Source organism: Mitsuokella jalaludinii, assembly GCF_928722185.1.
Lineage (GTDB): Bacteria > Bacillota > Negativicutes > Selenomonadales > Selenomonadaceae > Mitsuokella > Mitsuokella jalaludinii.
The window spans coordinates 1,877,397-1,903,435 of sequence record NZ_CAKMXA010000001.1; the positions used below are offsets into that span (position 1 = coordinate 1,877,397).

General features: G+C 57.3%; 11 protein-coding genes and 1 rRNA gene. All 12 read left to right on the plus strand.

From position 1 onward, the window contains the following. The first annotated feature begins 167 nt into the window (after window positions 1–167). The 12 genes from QDI87_RS08730 (at window position 168) to QDI87_RS08785 (ending at window position 25,943) form a co-directional block, all read left to right on the plus strand. Window positions 168–2,657, plus strand: coding sequence for a DNA topoisomerase 3 (locus tag QDI87_RS08730; RefSeq protein WP_278742987.1), 2,490 nt, complete (start codon window positions 168–170; stop codon window positions 2,655–2,657). 44 nt (window positions 2,658–2,701) lie between these two features. Next, window positions 2,702–3,898: a DEAD/DEAH box helicase gene (locus tag QDI87_RS08735; RefSeq protein WP_278742990.1), complete on the plus strand. Its 1,197-nt coding sequence runs from the start codon at window positions 2,702–2,704 to the stop codon at window positions 3,896–3,898. Window positions 3,899–3,996: 98 nt separating this feature from the next. Next, on the plus strand, window positions 3,997–5,334 hold the full coding sequence (locus QDI87_RS08740; protein WP_270527948.1) for a hemolysin family protein: 1,338 nt from the start codon (window positions 3,997–3,999) through the stop codon (window positions 5,332–5,334). 92 nt (window positions 5,335–5,426) lie between these two features. Next, entirely contained in the window at window positions 5,427–7,346 is a 1,920-nt protein-coding gene (locus QDI87_RS08745) for an ABC-F family ATP-binding cassette domain-containing protein (RefSeq protein WP_278742995.1), read from the plus strand. Between the two features lie 50 nt (window positions 7,347–7,396). After that, entirely contained in the window at window positions 7,397–8,692 is a 1,296-nt protein-coding gene (locus QDI87_RS08750; RefSeq protein WP_278742998.1) for a hexokinase family protein, read from the plus strand. 95 nt (window positions 8,693–8,787) lie between these two features. After that, complete coding sequence (gene rpoN / locus QDI87_RS08755; protein WP_278743000.1) at window positions 8,788–10,155, plus strand: RNA polymerase factor sigma-54; 1,368 nt, start codon at window positions 8,788–8,790, stop codon at window positions 10,153–10,155. 444 nt (window positions 10,156–10,599) lie between these two features. Further along, entirely contained in the window at window positions 10,600–11,871 is a 1,272-nt protein-coding gene (locus QDI87_RS08760; protein ID WP_278743001.1) for an NAD(P)/FAD-dependent oxidoreductase, read from the plus strand. Between the two features lie 299 nt (window positions 11,872–12,170). Continuing rightward, window positions 12,171–13,841: a ShlB/FhaC/HecB family hemolysin secretion/activation protein gene (locus QDI87_RS08765; protein ID WP_278743003.1), complete on the plus strand. Its 1,671-nt coding sequence runs from the start codon at window positions 12,171–12,173 to the stop codon at window positions 13,839–13,841. A gap of 498 nt (window positions 13,842–14,339) precedes the next feature. Beyond that, a complete protein-coding gene (locus QDI87_RS08770) occupies window positions 14,340–22,649 on the plus strand; it encodes a filamentous hemagglutinin N-terminal domain-containing protein (protein WP_278743006.1) in 8,310 nt (2,769 codons plus the stop codon). Between the two features lie 236 nt (window positions 22,650–22,885). Further along, the gene (locus QDI87_RS08775) at window positions 22,886–23,335 is read left to right on the plus strand and encodes a CAP domain-containing protein (protein WP_051652274.1); all 450 of its coding nucleotides are present in this window, start codon (window positions 22,886–22,888) and stop codon (window positions 23,333–23,335) included. A gap of 145 nt (window positions 23,336–23,480) precedes the next feature. Then, window positions 23,481–23,735 carry a hypothetical protein gene (locus QDI87_RS08780; protein WP_278743008.1) on the plus strand — a complete coding sequence of 85 codons (255 nt, stop codon included), beginning with the start codon at window positions 23,481–23,483 and terminating at the stop codon, window positions 23,733–23,735. A gap of 557 nt (window positions 23,736–24,292) precedes the next feature. After that, window positions 24,293–25,943: ribosomal RNA gene (locus tag QDI87_RS08785) — 16S ribosomal RNA — on the plus strand. The last annotated feature ends 96 nt before the right edge of the window (window positions 25,944–26,039 follow it).

Consider the following 26,039-nt stretch of genomic DNA (forward strand, 5'->3'; position numbering starts at 1 on the left):
CGAGCGCCAGGCCAACTACATTCTCCGCCATGCGAAGCTCGCCGGCATACTCGTGACCGTGTTCCTGCTGGCCTGGGTCGGTGTCATCGTCTGGGGCATCTACAAGCTCATCTCGTGATTGTGTCGTTTTATTTTCTATATTTTATTGAAAGGAGGCCGCAAGACTCTTGCGTCTTTATATTGCCGAGAAACCGAGTGTGGGCCGCGAGCTCGCCAAGTGCCTGACGGGGCCCATCGCGCGCCATGATGGCTACCTCGTGACGAAGGACGGCGTCGTGACCTGGCTCTTCGGCCACATCCTGCGCCAGGCGGAGCCTGAGGAGTACGATCCGAAATACAAGCGCTGGCGCGCCGACGACCTGCCCATCATCCCCGAGCACTGGAAGCTCTTTGTCGCCAAGGACTGTGAGAAGCAGTTCGCCATCGTCAAGTCGCTCATTGAGAAGGCTGACGAGATCGTGCACGGCGGTGACCCGGACCGCGAGGGCCAGCTGCTCGTCGACGAGGTGCTCGACTACCTCGGGAACAAGAAGCCCGTGCGCCGCATCCTCTTGAACGCGCTCGACGAGAAGAGCATCAAGAAGGCCAATGCGAGCCTGCGCGACAACCGCGATTTCTTCAATCTCAAGCAGTCGGCACTTGCCAGAGCCCGCGCCGACTGGCTCATCGGCATGAATCTCTCGCGCGCCTACACATTGGCCGCGCGCCGCGCCGGCCATGAGCGCCTCGTGCTGCCGATCGGCCGCGTCAAGACGCCGACGCTCTCGCTCGTCGTGCGCCGCGAGCGCGAGATCGAGAACTTCAAGCCCGTGACCTACTACCTCATCCGCGGCACCTTCCAGCATGCAAACGGCAGCTTCGAGGCGCAGTGGAAGCCGCAGGACACGATGGCGGGGCTTGACAGCGAGAACCGCCTCGTCGACAAGAAGATCGCGGACGAGAAGCTCGCCTTTTTCGAGGCGATGCCGCATGACGCCGTGATCTCATCGTACCAGAAGGTGAAGAAGCAGGAGCCGCAGCCATTGCCGTTCTCGCTCTCGACGCTGCAGGTGCTTGCGGGCAAACGCTTCGGCTACGCACCGCAGCTCGTCCTCGACACGGCGCAGGAGCTCTACGAGAAGAAGCTCACGACGTATCCGCGCTCAGACTGCGAGTACCTGCCGACGAACCAGCTCGGCGATGCAAGTACCATCCTCGCGCACCTCTCGAAGGCCGGCGACGCGCAGATTGCCGTGTGGGTGAAGGCGGCCAATCCCAAGCAGAAGAGCCGCGCCTGGAACGACAAGAAGATCTCGGCGCACCATGCGATCATCCCGACGACGGTGCAGGCCGATGTCACGAAGATGACGCAGGAGGAGCGCAATCTCTACCACCTCATTGCGCGCGGTTACCTCGCGCAGTTCTATCCCGTCCACACCTATGACCAGACGAAGGTCGAGGTCAGCTATAAAGAGGAGACGTTCACGGCCAGTGGCCGCACGGAGCGCGACCTCGGCTGGAAGGTCATGTACCAGTCTCAGAAAAAGAAGCAGGAGTCCGATGAGGAGGACGAAAAGGAAGACAAAGAAGACAACGCCAAGACATTGCCGGCCATGAAGAAGAAGGATGACGTGGCCTGGCAGCGCGGCCGCATGCTCGAGAAGATGACGAAGCCGCCGACGCGCTTCACGGCCTCGACGCTTTTGGCCGGCATGAAGGAAATCCACAAGTATGTCAAGAATCCCGAAGCGAAGAAGCAGCTCAAGGATGTCTACGGCATCGGCACAGAGGCGACGCGCGCGACAATCATCGACGACCTCATCCGCCGCAAGTTCATGAAGGCCGAGGGCAAGAAGAAGTATCTCGTGCCGACGCCCGCGGCCTATCTGCTCGTCGACGCCTTGCCCGACGAGCTCACGTACCCCGACTCGACGGCCATCTGGGAGGACAAGCTCCACTCGATGTCGGAAGGCGGGGAGAGCCTTGCCGATTTCCTGCAGGGGCAGATTGCCTTCACGCGCAAGCTCTGCGCGAAGGCAGGTGACGTCCACATGGAGGTCAAGGGTGAGAATGTCTGCCCGCGCTGCCATCAGGGCGTCCTGACGAAGCGCAAGGGCAAGAATGGCGTATTCTGGGGCTGTTCGAACTACCCGAAGTGCCGCATGACCTGCAACGATAAGGAGGGCAAGCCCGACCTTGAGGACGCGAAAGCGCGTCTCGCGCGCAGGTCGCGAAGAGCAGCGCCAGCGGCCGTCTCGGCCACTGCGATGGCCTGGCAGTCGCGTCAGGCTGATGCTCCGGCCGCGAGCCAATCGTACCGCTCATATAGTTCGTACAGCTCGCACAGTGCATCTGAGCCGTACGACGATATCGCCGCGCTCAACGCGCTCTTCTCGCCCGACGACTACGCCGCGCGCATGGAGGCCGACGAAAAGAGCTATGCAGCACAGCAGAAGGATGCCTCTTGGCAGTCCTGGGCCGACAAGCCCAAGTACTCGGCCAGCCCGATGGAGCATATGGAGAAGGATGCGGCCTCGTCGAGCTTCCTCTGCCCGCGCTGCCGCGAGGGTCATCTGCGCAGCATCCACGGCAAGAACGGCGTCTTCTGGGGCTGCTCGAACTATCCGCGGTGCACGGCGACCTTCGATGATGACCACGGCAAGCCGCTCTTGAAATGACGAAATGACAGAAGTGATACCTGTTTAAGATATAAGGAGAAGATATGGAAACCTTTCGCGACTTAGGCGTCAGCGAGGCACTCGCAGCAGTCCTCGCCGACAAGAACATCAAGGAGCCGACGCCCATCCAGCAGCAGGCCATCCCGAAGATCCTCGCTGGCACGGACATCCTCGGCGTGGCGCCGACGGGCACGGGCAAGACGCTCGCCTACCTGCTGCCCATCCTCATGCAGCTCGACAAGGACCGCCGCGAGACACAGGCCGTCGTGCTGGCCCCGACGTATGAGCTGGCGATGCAGATCGCTGGCGAGGCGCGCGAGCTCAGCCAGAAGGCAGGCCTCGGCATCCGCGTGCAGGGCCTCATCGGCGGCGCGAACATCGCACGCCAGATCGACAAGCTCAAGGAGAAGCCGCAGCTCGTCGTCGGCTCGGGCGGCCGCATCTGTGAGCTCGCACGCAAGGGCAAGCTCAAGCTCGCGGGCGTGCGCTTCCTCGTGCTCGACGAGTTCGACCGCCTGCTCGACGACCAGAACGACATGACGACAGCCGATGTCGTAAAATTGCTGCCGGCAGACCGCCAGGCCTTGATGTTCTCGGCGACCGACCCGAAGAAGGCGCGCGACCGCGCTTCGTTCCTCGGCCATCCGGAGTGCATCGAGATCGAGGCGTCGGTCGAGGAGATGGCCGCCTGCCATCATTACTTCGTCACCGTACCGTTCCGCGAGAAGATCGAGCGCGTGCGCAAGCTCACGCGTTCCCTGCCAATCGAGCGCGGCCTCGTCTTCATCAACAGGACGTTCGCGGCCGAGCAGACGCTCGCGAAGCTGCGCTACGAGGGCATCCGCGCGGAGTCGCTTCTCGGCAAGGATGCCAAGCAGTCGCGCCAGGCGGCCATCGCCGCCATCAAGGGCGGCCGCGCCCAGCTGCTCCTCTCGACGGACCTTGCGGCGCGCGGCCTCGACATCCCCGCCGTCGACTACGTCATCAACCTCGACTTCCCGGAGAGCGCGCAGGTCTACCAGCACCGCGCTGGCCGCACGGCGCGCGCTGGCCGAAAGGGTGCCGTCATCACCTTGATCGACTTCAAGGAGGCCGTCAAGCTCTCCGAGCTCGGCAAGAAGCTCGGCATCGAGTTTGAGCGGCTGCCGCATGCCAGGGCGGCTGTTCCAGCAAAAAAAGGGAAGCAGACCCGTCAGCATGGCCCGCGCGCGGCAAGACCGGCCAAGAAACACAATAAGTAAAGCATCAAGAAAGCATCAAGAAAAGAAGCGTGACTGTCACGCGGTGTTTTTGCGTTTTATGTTTTTCGATTTTTTAGGACTTAGGAGGTTCCTCTGATTTGGACATTGTGCCCATATTATTCCAGTTATTGCTCGTAATCTTCCTCATCGCGATGAACGGCTTCTTTGTCGCGGCAGAGTTTGCCTGCGTCAAGATACGCCCCTCGCGTCTCGAGACGCTCATCCAGGAGGGCAGCCGTCAGGCGAAGTACGCCAAGAAGCTGACCGACCACCTTGACGCATCTCTTTCCGTGACACAGCTCGGCATCACGCTCGCCTCGCTCGGCCTCGGCTGGGTCGGCGAGCCGGCCGTCGCGACGCTGATCCTGCCGATCACGCACGCCGTCGGCCTCGACGATGTCGTCGGCCACACGATTTCGCTGGCACTCGCCTTTTCCATCATCACGGGGATGCACATCGTGCTCGGCGAATTGACGCCAAAGACGATGGCCATCCAGAATGTCGAGAAGATCATGCTGAATGTGGCGCTGCCCATGCTGATCTTCCAGCGCGTCATGTACCCGTTCGTCTGGCTGCTCAATCACGTGGCCAACTGGGTCGCGCACCGCATGGGCTTCCAGACGGCTTCGGAGGGCGACGATGCCCACACCGAGGAGGAGATACGCCTGCTCATGGAGGAGAGCCACCGCCAGGGCCTCATCGATGACACAGAAGTAGACTTTGTCGACAACGTCTTCGATTTCACCGACCTCAACGTCCGCGAGATCATGACGCCGCGCACGGATATGGTCTGCCTCTACCTCGAGAACACGATGGAGGAAAACATCCAGACCATCCTCGAGGAACAGCTCACGCGCTACCCGATCTGCCGCGAGGACAAGGACCATATCGTCGGCTTCCTGCACGTCAAGGATCTCATGCGCGTCATGGCAGAGGGGCGCAAGCCCAACCTGCGCCGCTTGGCGCGCAAGGCGCTGATCGTGCCGGAGAGCATGGATGTCAGCGTGCTTCTCAAGACGATGCAGAAGCAGCGCTCCCAGATGGCCATCGTCGTCGATGAGTACGGCGGCACGGCCGGCATGGTGACGATCGAGGACATCGTCGAAGAGATCGTCGGCGACATCCAGGACGAGTTCGACGAGGAGCGTCCGACGGCCGAGCGCCGCGGCAAGCGCATCTTCTCAGTCGACGCCAAGATGCTGCTCGAAGAGCTCGAGGATATCCTCGAGATCGACATCGAGGACGAGGACGTCGACACTGTCGGCGGCTGGCTCTACGACCAGATCGGCCAGACGCCGCGCGTCGGCCAGATGGCGGCTGCGGGCGGCAATCTCTTCTACGTCGAAGAAGTTGACGGCGTGCGCATCACGCGCGTGCTCATCCACTGCGCCGAGGACCTCGTGAAGGAGCACGATGAGATCGTCGACATGCCGTAAAATCTAAGAATCTCATTCCGTTTCCTGTACTAGGATTTTCGGGAAAAAGACAGTATAATAAGACGTATCAGGTGGAAACAGGAAGATAACAGATGATCATAACACTCGAGAATTTCACGAAGAGCTACGGCGAGAAGCAGCTGTTTGCCGGGGTCAACCTCAGCATGGATGCGGGGGACAAGGTCGGCATCGTCGGTGTCAATGGCACGGGCAAGTCGACGTTCCTCAAGGCCATCGCGGGGCTCGTGCCCGTCGATGACGGCACGATGGTCACGATGCGCGGCCTGCGCATCGAGTACCTCGCGCAGGACAAGGTCTTCGACCCGGAGCACACGGTGCTCATGGAGGTCTTTCGCGGCATGACGCCCTTGATGGATGCCCTGCGCGGCTACGAGCTCGCACTGGCTGAGGCGGCCAAGGACCCTGAGAGCCCCGCGATACAGAAGCGCATCATGCAGTATGCGGAGAAGATTGACGAGCTCGACGGCTGGCAGGTCGAGAGCACGGCCAAGACGGTGTTGCAGAAGCTCGGCATCGGCGACTACACGGCCAAGGCCGGCACGCTCTCGGGCGGCCAGCAGAAGCGCCTGGCTCTCGCGACGGCGCTCATCCAGCCGTGTGACCTGCTTCTTTTAGACGAGCCGACAAACCATCTCGACAGCGAGACGATCGCCTGGCTCGAGGAGTATCTCAGGGGCCAGAAGGGCGCGCTCCTGATGGTCACACATGACCGCTACTTCCTCGACAACACGGCGACGAAGATCCTCGAGCTCGACAAGGGCAGTGCCTACACCTACACGGGCAACTACTCTTCGTTCCTCGAGCAGAAGGAAGCGCGCATCGAGCGCGAGGAGGCCAGCGAGCAGAAGCGCCAGAACTTCCTGCGCAACGAGCTCAAGTGGTTGCGCCGCGGTGCACAGGCCCGCTCGACGAAGCAGCGCGCCCGCATCGAGCGCTACGAGGAGGTCAAAAACAAGAAAGTCGACCTCGACCGCAGCACGGTCGAGATCGGGCTCGCGGGCAGCCGCCTCGGGCGTACCGTCATCGAGCTCGACCATGTGAGTTACGAGGTGGGCGGCCGGACGATCATCCGCGACTTTTCCTACACCGTCCTGCGCAATGACCGCGTGGCCATCCTCGGCCGCAACGGCACAGGCAAGTCGACGCTCCTCAATATCTTTGCGGGGCGCCTGCAGTCGACGAGCGGTACGGTGACGATTGGCCAGACGGTCAAGATCGGCTACTTCACGCAGCGCGCCGTCAGCATGGACGAGCGCCTGCGCGCCATCGAGTACATCCAGGAGGCCGCGCGCGCCATCACGCTCGCGGACGGCTCGCGCATCTCGGCCAAGGAGCTCATGGAGCGCTTCCTGTTCCCGGGCGAGCTCCAGTGGACGCCGATTGCGCGGCTGTCGGGAGGCGAGAAGCGCCGCCTCTTCCTGTTGCGCATCCTGATGGAGGAGCCGAACGTCCTGCTCTTAGATGAGCCGACGAACGACCTCGACCTTGAGACCATGTCCGTGCTCGAGTCGTTCATCGACGACTTCCGCGGCGCGATCCTCTTCGTCTCGCATGACCGCTTCTTCGTCGACCGCCTGGCCGACAAAGTCTTCGTCTACCAGCCCGACGGCAGCCTGCGCCTCTACGCGGGCGGCTACTCCTACTACAAGGAGAAGGAGCGCGAGGAAGAAGCGAAGAAAGCGCAGCAGGCACCGCCTGCTGCCGAGGCGAAGAAGGAGCGCGAGCCGAAAAGGGCGCAGGAGCGCCCCGCACGCGAAGCGAAGCGCCGCCTGAGCTTTGGCGAGCAGAAGGAATACGCAGAGATCGAGGGCGTCATCGCGAGCAAAGAGGGCGAGCTCAAAGTCGTCCGGCTCGAGATGCAGCAGAATGCGTCCGACTACACGCGCCTTGCGGAACTCGGCCGCGAGGAGACGCGCCTCGCAGCGGAGCTCGATCACCTCATGGAGCGTTGGGCTTATCTCGAAGAGATCGCCGAACAGCAGGACTCCTGAATCAACACGCGAATCATTTATCTCTATTTCAAATAAAGGGGAAGGTAATCATGGCATTTGACAAAAACCAGTTTGCTGAGATCATCGAAGAATTCAAGGTCGACGGAGACCGCCTCCATGAGGTCGCAGCGGATTTCCGCTATGACCTGCGCAAGGGCCTTGACAATCCGGATGAGTCGTCGCTGCGCATGCTCAAGTCGTACGTCGGTCTGCCGACGGGCGAGGAGACGGGCGAGTACCTCGCACTCGACTTCGGCGGCACGAATGTCCGCGTCCTGCGCATCCGCCTCGACGGTCACGGCAAGTTCGAAGTCCTGAAGAAAGTCGCCAAGCCGCTGCGCGTCGAGGGCGTTTACGACTTCGTCGGCGAGGGCTCGACGGCCGAGCAGCAGTTCGATTTCATCGCAGAACTCGTCGATGAGGCCATCGAGGGCGACCACACGACGAAGTATCTGCTTGGCCACACCTTCTCCTTCCCGTCGGAGCAGACGGACCTCTACAACGCGAAGCTCATCATCTGGACGAAGGAATTCGCTACGGCAGGCGTCGAGGGCAAGGTCGTCAATGACCTGCTCAAGGAAGCGCTGCACCGCCAGGGCATCGACAATGTCGAGCCGACGGCTGTCATCAACGACACGGTCGCCGTTCTGCTCGCCGCTGCCTACAAGCAGGCCGACACCTACATCGGCTCCATCTATGCGACGGGACACAACACCTGCTACTTCGAGCCGTTCAAGGGCAAGGCAGAGCGCCCGATGATCCTGAACCTCGAGTCCGGCGGATTCATGAAGCTCGCGCCGAACCGCTTTGACGCAGAATTTGATGCTCAGTCCGAGAAGCCGGGCGAGCAGCGCCTCGAGAAGATGGTCTCCGGCCGCTACATGGGCGAGCTCTTCGGCATGGCCATCGCTGAGCTGCTCGGTGAGAAGGGCAAGAAGTACGGCTTCACGAGCATTGACATGAGCAACATCATCCTCGACGAGACGGCAGGCCTTGCAGAAGTCGGCCGCATCGTCAGCGCCAAGACGGGCCACGATCTCGAGGAGGTCGACCGCCAGCGCCTGCAGGAGCTCGCCTCGGCACTCGTCGTCCGCTCCGCGCGTCTCGTCACGGCCACCTATGTCGGCATCATCTGGCAGCTGGCTGGCGACGAAGCCATCAAGAAGCAGCACATCGCCATCGACGGCTCCGTCTACGAGAAGATGCCGCTGGCGAAAGAGAACATCATGCGCGCTCTCTCCGAGCTGCTCGGTGAGTCGGCACCGCTTGTCGACACCGTACTCGAGAACGGCGGTTCGGGCCTCGGCGCCGCCATCGCCGCTGCCATGTCGCAGCAGCAGGCATAAGAGACGCTTCGCCTTGACAATCACACAGGACATACACTGCACCGAGAACATTGGTGCAGTGTTTTTTTTATGGTATAATAGGCACAAGAAAGGGGGTGAGCGCCATCGAGCAGTCACTTGGCATGAATCTCTCGCAGCATTTGGCGATGACGATGCAGCTGCAGCAGGCGATTGAGATCCTGCAGCTCTCCGCACAGGAACTCTGCGCGACCATTGAAAAAGAATACCTGGAGAACCCCGTGCTCGAGATGGAGTACTCGACAGGGCGTCGGGAACGCTATGAGCAGGACGGCAGCGTGAACGTCCGGGCGCTCGCCGACTACCTCGACGGCGGCAGCAAGCAGCCGGCCTACTTCACCGATGAAGACGAGCGCCAGTTCGATGCGCCGACACCGCTTCACGCAACATTGGAGGAGGCGCTGCTCGAGCAGGTCAATTTCACGTTCACCGAGAATGAGAGCGAGCGCGCCGTGGCGACCTTCCTCGTCGGCTCACTCGACAGCCGCGGCTACCTGACGCTGCCGACGGCGGAGGCGGCCCGTGCAATGGCTTGCAGTGAGGCAGAGGTCCTGCGCATTCTCGCGGTCATCCAGAGCTTCGAGCCCGCCGGCGTCGGCGCGCGCGACCTCGCCGAATGCCTGCGCCTGCAGGCCCAGCGCCAGGGCATCTACGAGGGGCTCGTCGCCGCCGTCATCGACCGCTATCTCGATGCAGTCGCCGTGCACCGCCTTAAGGAGATTGCCGCTACCGAGCATGTGCGCCCCGCCGAGGTCCAGATGGCGGTTGACATCGTGCGCCGCCTCAATCCGAAGCCCGGCGCCGCGTATGGCGCGGCGGACTCTGCCTACATCACGCCGGATGTCATCATCCGGAAGGGCGAGAAGGGCTATGAGGTCGAAGTCGAAGAGGCCGGCGTGCCGCAGCTCCATATCTCCGCGCTCTACCGACAGTCCGATACCTTCGACAAGGCGACGCAGAAGTACATAGCGAGCCGCCTGCGCGCAGCCGCCTGGCTCATCAACAGCATCGAGCAGCGCCGCACGACAATCCGCCGCGTCGTCGAGGAAATCGTGCGCCGTCAGCAAGACTACCTGGAGCGCGGGCCGTCTTTCCTGCACCCGATGACGATGAAGGATGTGGCCGATACTCTCGGCGTGCACGAATCGACGGTCAGCCGCGCCGTGGCCAATAAGTACGCCGAGCTGCCGACGGGCGTCATCGCGCTGCGCAGTTTTTTCACGGCCCGCAGTGTGAAATCGGTAGCGGGGGAGGATATCGCGGCAGCGCAGGCCAAGTCGGCTATCGAACACCTGATCCATGGCGAAGACCCGCGCAAGCCTCTTTCCGACCAGAAGCTCTGCACCCTGCTCAAGGCAGAGGGCATCGCGCTCTCGCGCCGCACCGTCATGAAATACCGCGAACAGCTCGGCTACGACTCATCCGTCAAGCGCAAGCGCTATTGAGCCGAGGCGTTGTATGCGGATAGAGGCTGGTTCTGTGCATCTTGTCTCAGAACCAGTCCTTTTTTACATTCCTTCTATGTATGGAATGACATAGCCATGATTCATAGAAGTAAAACAAATGGAAACCTGACAGAAAATGGGAATGAACAATAACTTTGTGAAAAAAAGCGCGAAATGACTTGCAATACTCGTGAAACGTGCTATGATAGTAACCGAAAGAAAACAACGGCGTGCAGAAGTGCCGACAGGTAAGTTAAAAAATGCACATTCTCTGCCGGAGAGCTCGCCAAAATCATCGTGGTACGTGAAGGACGCTTACACGATGTGATTTTTTTCATCGGAAAGTTAATTTTTTCACTTTCACTACAATTATGCAATTATTTCCATTATGCAATTATTTCCATTATTCCTTATTTCGTGTGTATTGTCAGGGGAGGACTTATCATGGCAGATCAGCAGAATCAGAAGAGACCACGTATTGTCATTGTCGGTGCAGGCTTCGGCGGCGTCAAGCTCGCCAAGCTCTTTGCGAAGGAAGACGTCGACGTCATGCTCGTCGACCGCCACAACTTCCAGCTCTTCCAGCCATTGCTGTATCAGGTGTCGACGGCAGTCCTTTCGACGGATGAAATCGCGTATCCGGTTCGCACCTTCTTCCGCAAGACCAAGAACGTGGAATTCTTCATGGCCAAGGCCGAGGGCGTCGATCAGGCGCGCAAGGTCCTGCTGACGAACCACGGTGAGCTCGCTTACGACTACCTCATCCTCGCAGCCGGTGCGACGACGAACTTCTTCGGCATGAAGGAAGTCGAAGAGCACTCCTACGGCATGAAGACGCTGCAGGAGGCACTGCACATCCGCAACCACGTGCTGCACATGTTCGAGCGCGCCAACAAGGAGACGGACCCGGCGGTTCGCCGCCGTATGCTGACCTTCGTCGTCGTCGGCGGCGGCCCGACGGGCATCGAGGAGTCCGGCGCGCTGACGGAGCTCTTCGGCATCCAGCAGAAGGAGTTCCACAACCTCGACTTCAGCGAAGTCAGCGTCAAGCTCATCGAGGCTACGGCCAATGTCCTGCCGATGGTCGCCCCGAACCTGCGCGAGCACGCTGTCAAGGTTCTGCGCAAGAAAGGCGTCGACGTCATGCTGAACACCCAGGTCGTCGGCTACGACGGCAATGACCTCAAGCTCAAGGACGGCACGACGATCCCGACGCAGACCGTCATCTGGGCCGCAGGCGTCAAGGCCGTGCCGTTCATCAAGGACTGCGGCGGCGAAGTCGACCGCGGCGGCCGCATCATCGTCAACGAGAAACTGCAGGTCGAAGGCAGCGACTGCGTCTTCGCCATCGGCGATTGCGCACACTATCAGCACGGCACGGAGCGTCCGCTGCCGACGGTCGCACCGGTTGCCATGCAGCAGGCGCAGACAGCTCATGACAACATCATGAAGCTCATCCGCGGCCAGCAGGATCTCGCGACGTTCCACTACAAAGACCTCGGCGCTATGGCCACGATCGGCCGCGGCGAAGCCGTCGTCGACAAGACGAAGATGAACCCGCAGATGACGGGCTTCCTCGCATGGTGTGCATGGATGTTCGTCCACCTCCTGCGCCTCGCCGGTGCCCATGCCAACTTCACGGTCGCCATCAAGTGGACCTGGAACCTCTTCTCCGGCACGCGTCTCGGCCGCATCATCACGAATATCAAAGATTGACAGATCTTCTGGGCAGGCAGTCTCCGTTTGGAGTCTGCCTGTTCTTTTGCGTTGGACAAATGGGCAAGAAGTGTCAATTTGTGTATTCCTGGCGGTATTTAGAAAGAATTTTTCTTATCGAGCAGGAATTGGCGTTCAAGAAAGCGAAATGTAAGCGAAATGTAATACTGAATATAGGCAAACTCTGCTTAACTCTGCTTCTGAGAACTTCTGGAAGGAAATGAGGATAAGATAGACAGCAAGGAAATGCAGCAATGAATGAGAGAGGAACTCATGAAGAAAAAGAGGAGGGCTTTTTGATGAAACACAGAAGACATGGCAGACATGCTGCCAAGAGTACGGGCAACTGCCTCAGCATGCTGGCGGCAGCCGTGGCCTTTGGCTTACTGAATATGGGCTCGGCGTCGGCAGCGCCGGTGATGCCGGACAAGGCGGCCCTTGACGCAAATCGCGACCGCCTGGTCAATGCCGGTCAGCTGGTCGAAGAACAGCGGAATAAGAAGGATTTCGATCAGGCGGGAGTCTCCGTCGGCAATGCCGACATCCAGATCGAGCAGGAGCAGCGCCCGAGCCTCGACCTGCCGGACACGCTCAAGGTCCAGGTCAATGACTTCAAGATCACGGGCCAGGATATCTACAGCGAGGAATCCCTCAAGAGCTTGCTCGCCGACAAGAAGGGCAAGCTCGTGACGTTCAAGGACCTGCAGGACGGCGCCGACACGCTCTCGCGCTACTTCCGCGACAAGGGCTATATCGCGGCACACGCCTACTTGCCCGTGCAGAAGATTGAGAACGGCGTCGTCGAGTACGCCGTAACGGTCGGACGCTTTGACGGCATCACGATCCAGAACAACACGAAGATCCACGAGGGCGTCATCAAGCGCGAGACGGCCTTCCTCAAGAAGGGCGACTACCTAACGCGCGCCAACCTTGAGCGCGCCGTCTGGCTGCTCTCCGACCTCGCGGGTGCTGACGCCAAGGCCGTCCTGACGACGGGCGAGAATCCGGGCACGGTCCATGTGACGCTCGACCTCAATCCGCACAACGGCAAGCAGGGCCTGTTCACGATTGACAACTACGGTAACCGCTCGACAGGCTACAACGAGTACGGTGTCGACTACGACTTCCTGAACCTCGCGCATGAGGGCGACCACCTGGCCGTTGGCATCACGACGACGGGCAACGAGCTCTTCAACTGGGGCGCGAACTACACGATCCCGGTCATCCGCGACGGTATGAAGCTCACAGCGGGCTACAACGTCCTGACGTATCAGCTCGGCGATGACTACGAAGGCCTCGACGCTCTCGGCCATTCGCGCGTCGCCTCGCTCGGCCTCGACTACGCCATCCAGCGCAGCCAGCGCCACAACCTCTACACGGGCATCCGTTACGAGTACAGCGATATCCAGGATGAGTACCGCGATATCCCTGAGATCGGCAAGTACGCCGATAAGACGGGCAATGCGGGCGTTCTCTCGCTCTACGGCGATGAACAGGACCGTAAGGGTGCGACAGACTGGCGCTTTGAGTACAAGATTGGCCATATCAGCAATGATTCCTCGAGTTCGTGGAGCGATGCATTCACGCCGGCTCAGACGCTCGGCACCTACAACAAGGTCCGCGCCAACATCCTGCGCCGCCAGGACCTCAACGACCGCACCTACCTGCTGCTTTCGGCACGCGGCCAGTACGCCTTTGACAACCTCGACTCCTCGGAGCATTTCTCTCTCGGCGGCCCGTACGGCGTGCGCGCCTATCCAACGAGCGAGGCTTCGGGTGACACAGGCTATCTGACGCGCAGAGCTGCGCTGGCTCCTGCCGCTCGGCGCCAAGGACCAGCAGCTGCACCTCGCCTCGTACCTCGAGCACGGCGGCGTCTGGATCAACAAGGACAGCAGCATCAACCCGAGTGCCAAGAATCACCGCAACCTCCAGGGCATCGGCCTCGGCCTGATCTGGTCGCGCTATGAGGACTGGTTCCTGCGCGCCGACTACGCCTGGAAGCTCGGCTCCGAAGAGCCGACGAGCGACACGAGCCACACGGGCGGCCGCTTCTGGATCCGCGGCGGCGTCTACTTCTGATGACCGTTTCCTCCAATCAAAATCGAATCGATTTGCACCGATGAAAAAGAGCAGACTCCTTGTGGAGCCTGCTTTTTTTGCGATTTGAGAGGAAAACCTTACATTATCCGCATTGATGAATAAATCCTATCGAATTGAAAAAACATATAATCAGGATTTATCTTTTTTATTGATGCGCGTCCAAAAATTTTGTATAATTTGTATAATATATATAGAATAGTGCGAATAGTACGTATGCCTATTGGAAAGGGACAATACTGTAACGCACGATTGATGCTGTGAGTTTGAAGAGAAGCAGATGGGTTTGCCTATATCAATCTGTTTTTCTGGTTTTGCAAGATAGGAAGAAGATGTTTACTTAGACAACGAAAAGAGGGGAACCAAAAATGAAACGAGCGATGCGAAGAAGAAAGACTTGGCAGCGCCAGACCGCAGCAATCACCGCGGCGATGATGGCGATGTCGGTCGGCGGTATTGCCTACGCGATGCCGCAGGGTGAAGTCATCCGTTCCGGTAAGGGCGAGATCACGCGTCAGGACAAGGACATGACGGTCAACCAGGACTCCAAACGCCTGGCCATCGACTGGGCTGGCTTTGACATTGCGAACGACGAGCGCGTGACCTTCCGTCAGCCGGACAGAGACTCGGTGGCATTGAACCGCGTGGTCGGCGATGCCGCATCCGTCATCGACGGCGCGCTCTCGGGCAACGGGCATGTCTATGTCATCAACCCGAACGGTGTGCTGTTCGGCAAGAACGCCAGCGTTGACGTCGGCTCACTCGTCGCTTCGACGGCGAGGATCAGCGACCGCGACATGACGAACTTTGCGGGTGCAGACGGCATCACGATGGCGATTCCCGAGGATTCTTCGGCCAAGGTCATCAACGCCGGCACGATCCGCGCAGAAGGTGGCCTCGTCGTGCTGCATGCAGCGGAGGTCGAGAACAGCGGTACGATCACGAATCCAGAGGGTACGACGGCACTTGCAGCCGCGCGGAACCTCAGCTTGTCCGCCGATACGGCAGGCAAGATCAACTTTACCGTTGACGGTGCGCTCGCCAAGGCGAAGGCACTCAACAGCGGCATGCTCAAGGCAGATGGCGGCTATCTCGTCATGACGGCAAGGAGTGCCGGCGATGTCATGAGCACGGTCGTCAACAATACGGGTACGATGGAAGCGAAGACCCTCCGACAGAACGAGAAGGGCGAGATCCTCCTGGACGGCGGCGATAACGGCGTTGTCGAGCTCAGCGGCACGATTGATGCATCCGGCATGGAGGCCGGGCAGAGTGCAGGCTCGATCAAGGCAATCGGCGCAGAGACCCATGTCAAAGACGGAGCGACGCTCCATGCAACCGGCGCAGTAGACGGCGGCCTCATCGAGACCTCCGGCGACTACCTCGAGATCGGCGATAACGTCGACATCGACGCAGCCGGCAAGACCGGCAAAGCAGGCGAGTGGCTGCTCGACCCGACGAATGTTGTTATCAATGATACGGGAAGTTCCGAAGTTCAAAGTGAAAATAATCAGTATACTAACGGCACAACGTACATCAAGACGTCGTCTATTGTCAATGTACTGAAGAGTAACAATGTTAAGATTCAAGCCATAGATAGAGATTACGGCAATGCTGATATCACATTGGATTCGGCATTGAAGGTCGATCAGACGACAACAGGGCGCAATACCCTTACTCTGGAATCGCAGGGTGACGTCAATATCAATGCGGATATCAATGCAACGAGCCCGTTGAATGTTGTCCTGAATGCAGACTCGGATGGCAACGATAAAGGCGGTGTCAACATCAATGCTGACATCAGAACGGGTGGCGGCTCCCTGACTACCGGTGCCAATGGTGCTACTTTCTTTGGCAGTACGCAGGAGGGTGAGGCGAAGCGTGTTATTGAAACGGCAGGTGGCGCAGTCAATATCCAGAATGAGGCGCGTCTCCAGCTGAATGGCGGTACTCTGAGCATCAATACGTCGGGCGGCAATGTGACATTTGCCAAGAACGTTGCTTCCATGAATAAATACGAAGCGTTCATGGATCATGACTTTGTAAGTTACTATGAAGGAACAACAACGACAAAAACTGAACAAGCCCAGGCTTGGGAAAAGATGCTGCAGTCTATCTATGGCAAGACATATACAGATAGTGATGGCACTACAAAGACGTTTGCTATTGCCCGAGGATATAAAATAGTTGCTAATTATAGCGACTTAACATCTGCTGAAAAGATTCGGCTTAGCAATGCGCTGGCCCAGACTTGGGAACTTGCTAACCTTGCAGCAACCCAGGGCAATAGTGTGTCGGATCCGGATGGCAATCAGCTGAATGGAATGCATCTTGTCACGATTACAGACAAGTATGAGAATTCGGCGGCAATGGCCAATGCCGTCAAAAAGAATGGCGCGGTTCTGGAATACTTCACTGGCGGCAAAGAGACAACCAATATGTCGGCGAGCCGTACAAGCGGACGTCAGTTTGCCTGGGTTACGGGTCCGGAAAAAGGCACGACGTTCTATATTTCTTCGGGTATCGGCCAGGGCAGCGACCAGAATGGCATGTATACCAACTGGGTACAAGGCGGCAATGGCTACAGCGAACCGAACAATAACAACGGCTTAATGAAACAGCCTTATGTTGCTATTGGCTGGACCGATGAGAATGGCTGGGACGATGTCCACAACGGCGCAAGTACGATTCACGGCTTTATCCGTGAGACAGAACTGCCAAACTCGGCTCTTTCTATCAACAGCGGCGCTGGTGCTGTTACGGTCGGTACAAAAGGAACTGCCAATACTGGAAAGTTGGGCAGCGGCGTAGGTACAGGTCTGCGCAACGTCTCGATTAAAACGACTACAGGCGATGTCAAGGTTCTCGATTCCATTTATGTTCACGATAGCAATACGAATGCCGCTTCGGATCTGGAAAATGGCAATGTCAAAATTACGACGCAGGGCAATGTCGATGTAGGAAAGATCACCGCAGATAAGAAGGTCGAGATTTCGTCCACAGGTGCAGAAAAACATGTCAACGTCAATGGCAAGATTGCCACGGATGGACTGGTTTCGATTGAATCCGTAGATGATATCACCGTACACGGCATTCAGAATGCTGATAAAATTCGTCTTGTTTCTACGGACGCAAACGGTGATGGTGCTATTACGCTCGCCAACAATACAGACGGCAGCGGTGCTTTAATTACATCTTCGAATGCCAACGATGCTGTTGTCATCGATGCTCGCGGCACGAACGGTTCCTTCCATAATAACACGACGGCAGCGAAAGCCATCACGACTGGCACGGGCGGCAACTGGAAGGTCTATTCTTACTCGCCAGATGCCGATGAGTTCGGCACGAACCTCAACAGCGGCACGAACGCACAGTGGGGTGCGACGAGCACTTCGTATTCGGCAAGTCAGAACGATGACAACAAGTACATCTTCCAGGTACAGCCGACCGTCTATGTCACCGCTAACGACATGACGAAAGTCTACGGCGAAGAACTGACGAATGACAATGTCACGACCACAACTGAAGCAACGTTCGTTGGACAAGATGAGAACGAACATAACGTCAACGAATATACGAATGCCTTCAACGAAGGCGACGTAGCCGACTACTACAATGGCAGCGGCACGTTCACGAGCAAAGGCTGGGCAAAGACCGCAACGCGTACGGGCGGCGATAAAGCACCGGCCAGTGAACCCGATAACAAGGCGATTTACAACATCAAAGCTGCTTCGGAAAGCTATGACCTGACGGACAAAGGTAAAGCAAGCGGCTATAAAGATGCCACTACAAAGGATGGCGGCACCGTCGAAATCCTCAGACGCCAGATCAACGTCAACGGCAGCGGCAGCCAGACCTACGGCAACGCAACCATCAACGACTGGACGCTCACCGCAACGCTCACCAGTAAACAAGAAGGCGTGACGGGCGAAGCGATTGTCAATGGCGATAAGCTCGACGAGAGTACCGATAACCTTTCCATCAAATCCGGCAGCAGCTATGCTGAGAATCAGAATGGTCGTACGACGGCTAATGCTAGCCCAGATTCGTATGAAGATGCTGTCAATATGGTAAATGTCGGCTTCGAGAATGGTGCAGGTGTCAACTACGAAATCGTCAACACGCAGGGTGACCTTAAAGTTGACAAAGCTAATCTGACCATTCAGATTGGCAATGCGTCGACGGTCTATGGCACGAAGTTCGACGAATCGCAGTATGGTTACAACTATGCATCCGGCATCACGAATGGCGACACGGAGGAGACTCTGGATGCGGCATTCGGTGGCATGAACTATACGAACGATGCAGCGCTTGACGGCACGGGCGGTAAGTGGACGAAGAAAGTCGGCAACTACGACCTCACGGGCGAAGGTGCCAACAGCCTGACGAACTACAACGTCACGTACCTCAAAGGCACGGCAACGGTCACGCCGCTGAACATCACGGAAGACAACGTCAACAACTTCATCACGAACGCGACGTACAAGACGGTCTACGGCTCGAAAGCAGATTTCGGTAAGGCAGTCTTTACGGGCGTCAACGGTGACGGTACACGCGACTTGTCGATCACGGGTTCGAGCGCACTGACGGGCAACACGGAAGGCGTCATCACCAAGGATGCAGCCGAGAATGCCTATAACACGGTTGTCTCGCTCGACGGCCTCAGCGCACAGGACAAGAAGAACTACGGTCTCGAAGACACGAGCTCCTTCACGTTCGACAAGAGCGCGACGGTCGAGAAGGCCGACCTCACGGTCACGCGCAAGGGCATCGAGACGGTCTATGGCACGGTCAAGACAGATCCGGGCGATATGACGACCTACACGACGCTCGTCAATGGCGACAAGAACGACATTGTCATCGACAATGGCAACTACGGTACGGCCTACAATGATGAACTGACGAAGACAAACAACGTCGGCAAGTACGACTACAAGGCGACGCTCAACAGCAAGAGCAACGTCCTGCGGAACTACAACGTCCACGATGCTGGCACGAACTACGTCGACATCAAGCCGCTGAACATCACGGAAGACAACGTCAACGACTTCATCACGAACGCAACGTATACGACGGTCTACGGCACGAAAGCCGATTTCGGTAAGGCAGTCTTCACGGGCGTCAATGGTGACGGTACGCGCGACCTGTCAATCACGGGTTCGAGCGCACTGACGGGCAACACGGAAGGCGTCATCACCAAGGATGCAGCCAAGAATGCGTATGACACGGTTGTCTCGCTCGACGGCCTCAGCGCACAGGACAAGAAGAACTACGGTCTCGAAGACACGAGCTCCTTCACGTTCGACAAGAGCGCGACGGTCGAGAAGGCCGACCTCACGGTCACGCGCAAGGGCATCGAGACGGTCTATGGCACGGTCAAGACAGATCCGGGCGATATGACGACCTACACGACGCTCGTCAATGGCGACAAGAACGATATTGTCATCGACAATGGCAACTACGGTACGGCCTACAATGATGAACTGACGAAGACAAACAACGTCGGCAAGTACGACTACAAGGCGACGCTCAACAGCAAGAGCAACGTCCTGCGGAACTACAACGTCCACGATGCTGGCACGAACTACGTCGACATCAAGCCGCTGAACATCACGGAAGACAACGTCAACGACTTCATCACGAACGCGACGTACAAGACGGTCTACGGTACGAAAGCCGATTTCGGTAAGGCAGTCTTCACGGGCGTCAATGGTGACGGTACACGCGACCTGTCGATCACGGGTTCGAGCGCACTGACGGGCAACACGGAAGGCGTCATCACCAAGGATGCAGCCAAGAATGCGTATGACACGGTTGTCTCGCTCGACGGCCTCAGCGCACAGGACAAGAAGAACTACGGTCTCGAAGACACGAGCTCCTTCACGTTCGACAAGAGCGCGACGGTCGAGAAGGCCGACCTCACGGTCACGCGCAAGGGCATCGAGACGGTCTATGGCACGGTCAAGACAGATCCGGGCGATATGACGACCTACACGACGCTCGTCAATGGCGACACGGACGACATTGCCATCGACAATGGCAACTACGGTACGGCTTACAATGATGAACTGACGAAGACGAACAACGTCGGCAAGTACGACTACAGGGCAACGCTCAACAGTGAGAGCAACGTCCTGCGGAACTACGACGTCCACGATGATGGTACGAACTACGTCGACATCAAGCCGCTGAACATCACGGAAGACAACGTCAACGACTTCATCACGAACGCGACGTACAAGACGGTCTACGGTACGAAAGCCGATTTCGGTAAGGCAGTCTTCACGGGCGTCAATGGTGACGGTACACGCGACCTGTCGATCACGGGTTCGAGCGCACTGACGGGCAACACGGAAGGCGTCATTACCAAGGATGCAGCCAAGAATGCGTATGACACGGTTGTCTCGCTCGACGGCCTCAGCGCACAGGACAAGAAGAACTACGGTCTCGAAGACACGAGCTCCTTCACGTTCGACAAGAGCGCGACGGTCGAGAAGGCCGACCTCACGGTCACGCGCAAGGGCATCGAGACGGTCTATGGCACGGTCAAGACAGATCCGGGCGATATGACGACCTACACGACGCTCGTCAATGGCGACACGGACGACATTGCCATCGACAATGGCAACTACGGTACGGCTTACAATGATGAACTGACGAAGACGAACAACGTCGGCAAGTACGACTACAGGGCAACGCTCAACAGTGAGAGCAACGTCCTGCGGAACTACGACGTCCACGATGATGGTACGAACTACGTCGACATCAAGCCGCTGAACATCACGGAAGACAACGTCAACGACTTCATCACGAACGCGACGTACAAGACGGTCTACGGTACGAAAGCCGATTTCGGTAAGGCAGTCTTCACGGGCGTCAATGGTGACGGTACACGCGACCTGTCGATCACGGGTTCGAGCGCACTGACGGGCAACACGGAAGGCGTCATTACCAAGGATGCAGCCAAGAATGCGTATGACACGGTTGTCTCGCTCGACGGCCTCAGCGCACAGGACAAGAAGAACTACGGTCTCGAAGACACGAGCTCCTTCACGTTCGACAAGAGCGCGACGGTCGAGAAGGCCGACCTCACGGTCACGCGCAAGGGCATCGAGACGGTCTATGGCACGGTCAAGACAGATCCGGGCGATATGACGACCTACACGACGCTCGTCAATGGCGACACGGACGACATTGCCATCGACAATGGCAACTACGGTACGGCCTACAATGATGAACTGACGAAGACGAACGACGTCGGCAAGTACAACTACAAGGCAACGCTCAACAGTGAGAGCGACGTCCTGCGGAACTACGACGTCCACGATGATGGTACGAACTACGTCGACATCAAGCCGCTGAACATCACGGAAGACAACGTCAACGACTTCATCACGAACGCGACGTACAAGACGGTCTACGGCACGAAAGCCGATTTCGGTAAGGCAACCTTTGCGGGTGTCAATGGCGATGGCACGCTGCTTCTTGACATTACGGACTCGAGTGCACTTACGGGTGCGGCAGATGGTCGCATCACGGAGAATGTCGGCGACAACATCTACGATACGACGGTAAGTTTGGAGAGCCTGAAGAACAAGAATTACCAGTTCGCAGATGGTGCAACGAGCAAAACCTTCGATAACACTGCAAGCGTCACGCCGGCCGATCTCACGATTGAGACGAAAGATGTCGAGACGGAGTACGGCACGGTCAAGACGACGACTTCTGAGGTCAAGGGCCTTGTCAATGGCGATCTTCCGACTGGGTTCATCTACGACTATGGCGACTATGGCGGAGCTTATCTGGATGGCAACACCAAGACGAATGATGTCAACACGTACCACTTCGGCACGGACCTCTCGGGTGCAGACTTCCTCAACAACTACACGATCACGGGTGGTGAGGCTGATGTGAAGATCGACCCGAAGGATGTCACGTTCTTCGTCTCCGGTACGGGTAACACGCTTGCAGACGTCACCTATACGGTAGATCCGGACATCGATGCACAGCTGGCCTATGGCGAGCATGTCGATGCGGACTACACGCCGGGCAACGATCTGGGCAGCAACCAGTACGGAGTCGTGGCGCACATCAACGGCACGCCAATCGTCACGGGCGATGTGGCAGGCAACTACCGTTACAACTACGGCGGCCTGATCACGCTCTCGCCGACGGTGCCGACGAAGCCGGATATCGACCCGCATAACCCGTCGAATCTCGATGGTTCTGGCTCCTGGACGAGCAACATGGGCAACCATGGTGTACCGGGCGTCGAGCGCGTCGCAGGTTTGGCGAGTGCTGAGCTTCCGTTCTTCAAGGTCGAGTCTGGTCAGGTCTCGCATTACGGCACGTACGATGTCGCAGCGGATCCGGACAAGGTTCGCCTTGAGCCGACGGGCAAGCGCCTGCCAGAGCCGAATCAGCCGAAGACGCAGTACCGCGAGTACACGAAGGCACTGACGACGACGGACGGCACGGGCATGTTCCGCATGGTCTATGACGGTTCCGTCTTCCGCATCACGCCGACCGACGATGCTGCTCTCGCACTCGTTCGCACGGGCGACGTCAAGAACAACGTCGAGCTTTCGGCAGAAGCTCTCCACGCTGGTTTCAGCGAGATGGGCATCCTGCTTGAAGACCTCGATGGTGTCTACGTCCACTTTGAGAATCTATATTAATGTAGGGAATTGGATTGACCCAATAAAATATGTATGGTAAACTATAAGTAGTAAGGATAAACCAGACAAAACTGAATCGGTGCGAACATGCCCTGTGGTCGCGCAGCGCCCACAGCGGTAGCGGATCTGCTTAAGTTTCGGAGCGATATGGATGACAGCCTGATGAAGGCAGCGCAAGGTGGTTTGGAGACCAAGTGCTCTCAAGTCAAACTATCGTAACGAAAGAGGCGGCCAATATGAAAACCTTGCGGCAGATCATGACTTTACTCGTCATGGCATGTATCGTTTTTGCATCGAGCACGGCTTTTGCGGCCAGCCTTCAGGATGAAGTCTTGAACGAAGTCAATCTTGAACGTACGGCAGCCGGCATCCAGCCGTTAAGCGGGATTGTTTATCTTGACCAGGCGGCTGGGACCCGTGCGCAGGAAGCGGGCATCTTGTTCGCGCATCAGCGCCCGGATGGCAGCCCTGTCAAATCGGTTTTGAATGGTGCGTCCTGCTCCTGGTTCGGTGAAAACCTTGCCATCAGCAGCGTAGTGGATGCTAAAAAGATCGTTCGCGCTTGGATGGGTTCCCCGACGCATCGCGCAAATCTCCTTAACCATCATTTCACGAAGATGGGTGTATCTTGTGTGAGAGGCAATGATGGCCACTACTATTGGGCCATGGAACTGATTGGTGACTGACCCTGGCTGACCGGTGAGGACCGGACTGGATATTCCCGAGCAGGCTGTATGGATTCATGCAGCCTGTTTTCTCTTTATCGGGGCATGGTTGGCTCCGCTGGCAAAGCTCCTTGTCTTGCCGGTGGTGAGAGAATGAGGTGAGAGTATGGGCAGAATGATATCCAGGACAGGAATCTTCCTCGCGGCGTTCTTCGCCGTGGCGATGTCGATCCCGTCTGGTGGTCTGGCTGGCTGCGCTCATGCACAGAGTGCTGCTTCGTTGACCGAGCTCAGCTCTGGTGCAGGTGCGGCCATCGTGCGCGACCTTGAGCGTCGCGGCACGCCGCGTGGCAACTACAAGATCTCCGAAGCCGATGACGATGTCGTCATCGACGCAGAGGCTTACACGGAAGGTCCGTGATCTGGGCGCTCTGAATCCGTCTTGTCGTTGAGATGCTGTCGGATCTACAACTGAATGACTGAAACTGAAAGACTGAAATGGATGCCGGAATCCCGCATCGTCTGCGCGTAGCAGTGCTCGCTTTGACGATGCGGGACTTTTTTTGCAAGTTTTTTTGAAAAAGCTGTTGACAAATGCCTGCGTGTCCTGTAATATAATACAAGTCGCCGCGAGACACCGGCCTGGCAAGAAAATGCTCCTTGATTGGAAGCGCCTTGCTGGAGTGGATGACTCAGACAAAAAGAAAAATAAAAAAGTTCTTGACAGTCTGAAAGAGATGCGGTATAATAAATGAGTCGCTTGAAGCAAAGCCTTTCAAACGAAAGCGAGCTTCGGAAGACAAAGTTGTTCTTTGAAAACTAAACAATGCAACATGAATCATTTGTGATTCAAGCCAGATGTTTTTAAAACATCGATTGATTATGAACATAAGCAATCGGCAATTTCTTTACTGAGCTTTGATTTATCAAGGTTCAGGCCAAAAAGATTATTTGAGCCAATCAAGGCTTTCCTAAAATTTTATGGAGAGTTTGATCCTGGCTCAGGACGAACGCTGGCGGCGTGCTTAACACATGCAAGTCGTACGAGGCAGATTTTCATCACTGAACTTTAAAGAGCGGACTGATGAGAGGCGTCGTGAATGCGAAGCATTCACCACACTTTTATAAAGTGCTTAACTTTAAGGCTGAGTGATGAAAAGATGCCGAGTGGCAAACGGGTGAGTAACGCGTAGACAACCTGCCGTAAAGATGGGGACAACAGTTCGAAAGGACTGCTAATACCGAATGTTGTAGAGTTTCCGCATGGGAATCCTACTAAAGATGGCCTCTACTTGTAAGCTATCGCTTTACGATGGGTCTGCGTCTGATTAGCTAGTTGGTGGGGTAACGGCCTACCAAGGCGACGATCAGTAGCCGGTCTGAGAGGATGAACGGCCACATTGGAACTGAGACACGGTCCAGACTCCTACGGGAGGCAGCAGTGGGGAATCTTCCGCAATGGGCGCAAGCCTGACGGAGCAACGCCGCGTGAGTGAAGAAGGGTTTCGACTCGTAAAGCTCTGTTGTCGGGGACGAATGTCAGGACTCAGAATATGGGTTCTGAATGACGGTACCTGACGAGGAAGCCACGGCTAACTACGTGCCAGCAGCCGCGGTAATACGTAGGTGGCGAGCGTTGTCCGGAATTATTGGGCGTAAAGGGAGCGCAGGCGGGAAGGTAAGTCTATCTTAAAAGTGCGGGGCTCAACCCCGTGAGGGGATGGAAACTATCTTTCTTGAGTGCAGGAGAGGAAAGCGGAATTCCTAGTGTAGCGGTGAAATGCGTAGATATTAGGAGGAACACCAGTGGCGAAGGCGGCTTTCTGGACTGTAACTGACGCTGAGGCTCGAAAGCGTGGGGAGCGAACAGGATTAGATACCCTGGTAGTCCACGCCGTAAACGATGAATGCTAGGTGTAGGAGGTATCGACCCCTCCTGTGCCGGAGTTAACGCAATAAGCATTCCGCCTGGGGAGTACGGCCGCAAGGCTGAAACTCAAAGGAATTGACGGGGGCCCGCACAAGCGGTGGAGTATGTGGTTTAATTCGACGCAACGCGAAGAACCTTACCAGGGCTTGACATTGAGTGAAAGGGCTAGAGATAGTCCCCTCTCTTCGGAGACACGAAAACAGGTGGTGCATGGCTGTCGTCAGCTCGTGTCGTGAGATGTTGGGTTAAGTCCCGCAACGAGCGCAACCCCTATCCTTTGTTGCCAGCACGTAATGGTGGGAACTCAAAGGAGACTGCCGCGGACAACGCGGAGGAAGGCGGGGATGACGTCAAGTCATCATGCCCCTTATGTCCTGGGCTACACACGTACTACAATGGGATGGACAGAGAGCAGCGAAGCCGTGAGGCCAAGCGAACCCCATAAACCATCTCCCAGTTCGGATTGCAGGCTGCAACCCGCCTGCATGAAGTTGGAATCGCTAGTAATCGCAGGTCAGCATACTGCGGTGAATACGTTCCCGGGCCTTGTACACACCGCCCGTCACACCACGGAAGTCATTCACACCCGAAGCCGGCAGGCTAACCGCAAGGAGGCAGCCGTCTAAGGTGGGGGCGATGACTGGGGTGAAGTCGTAACAAGGTAGCCGTATCGGAAGGTGCGGCTGGATCACCTCCTTTCTAAGGAGTAAATGGACGCGAGTCCATGACTCTGGTCGGTCATCCGGCTGTTGCATTGTCTAGTTTTGAGGGAATAACCCTCATTGCACACTGAAA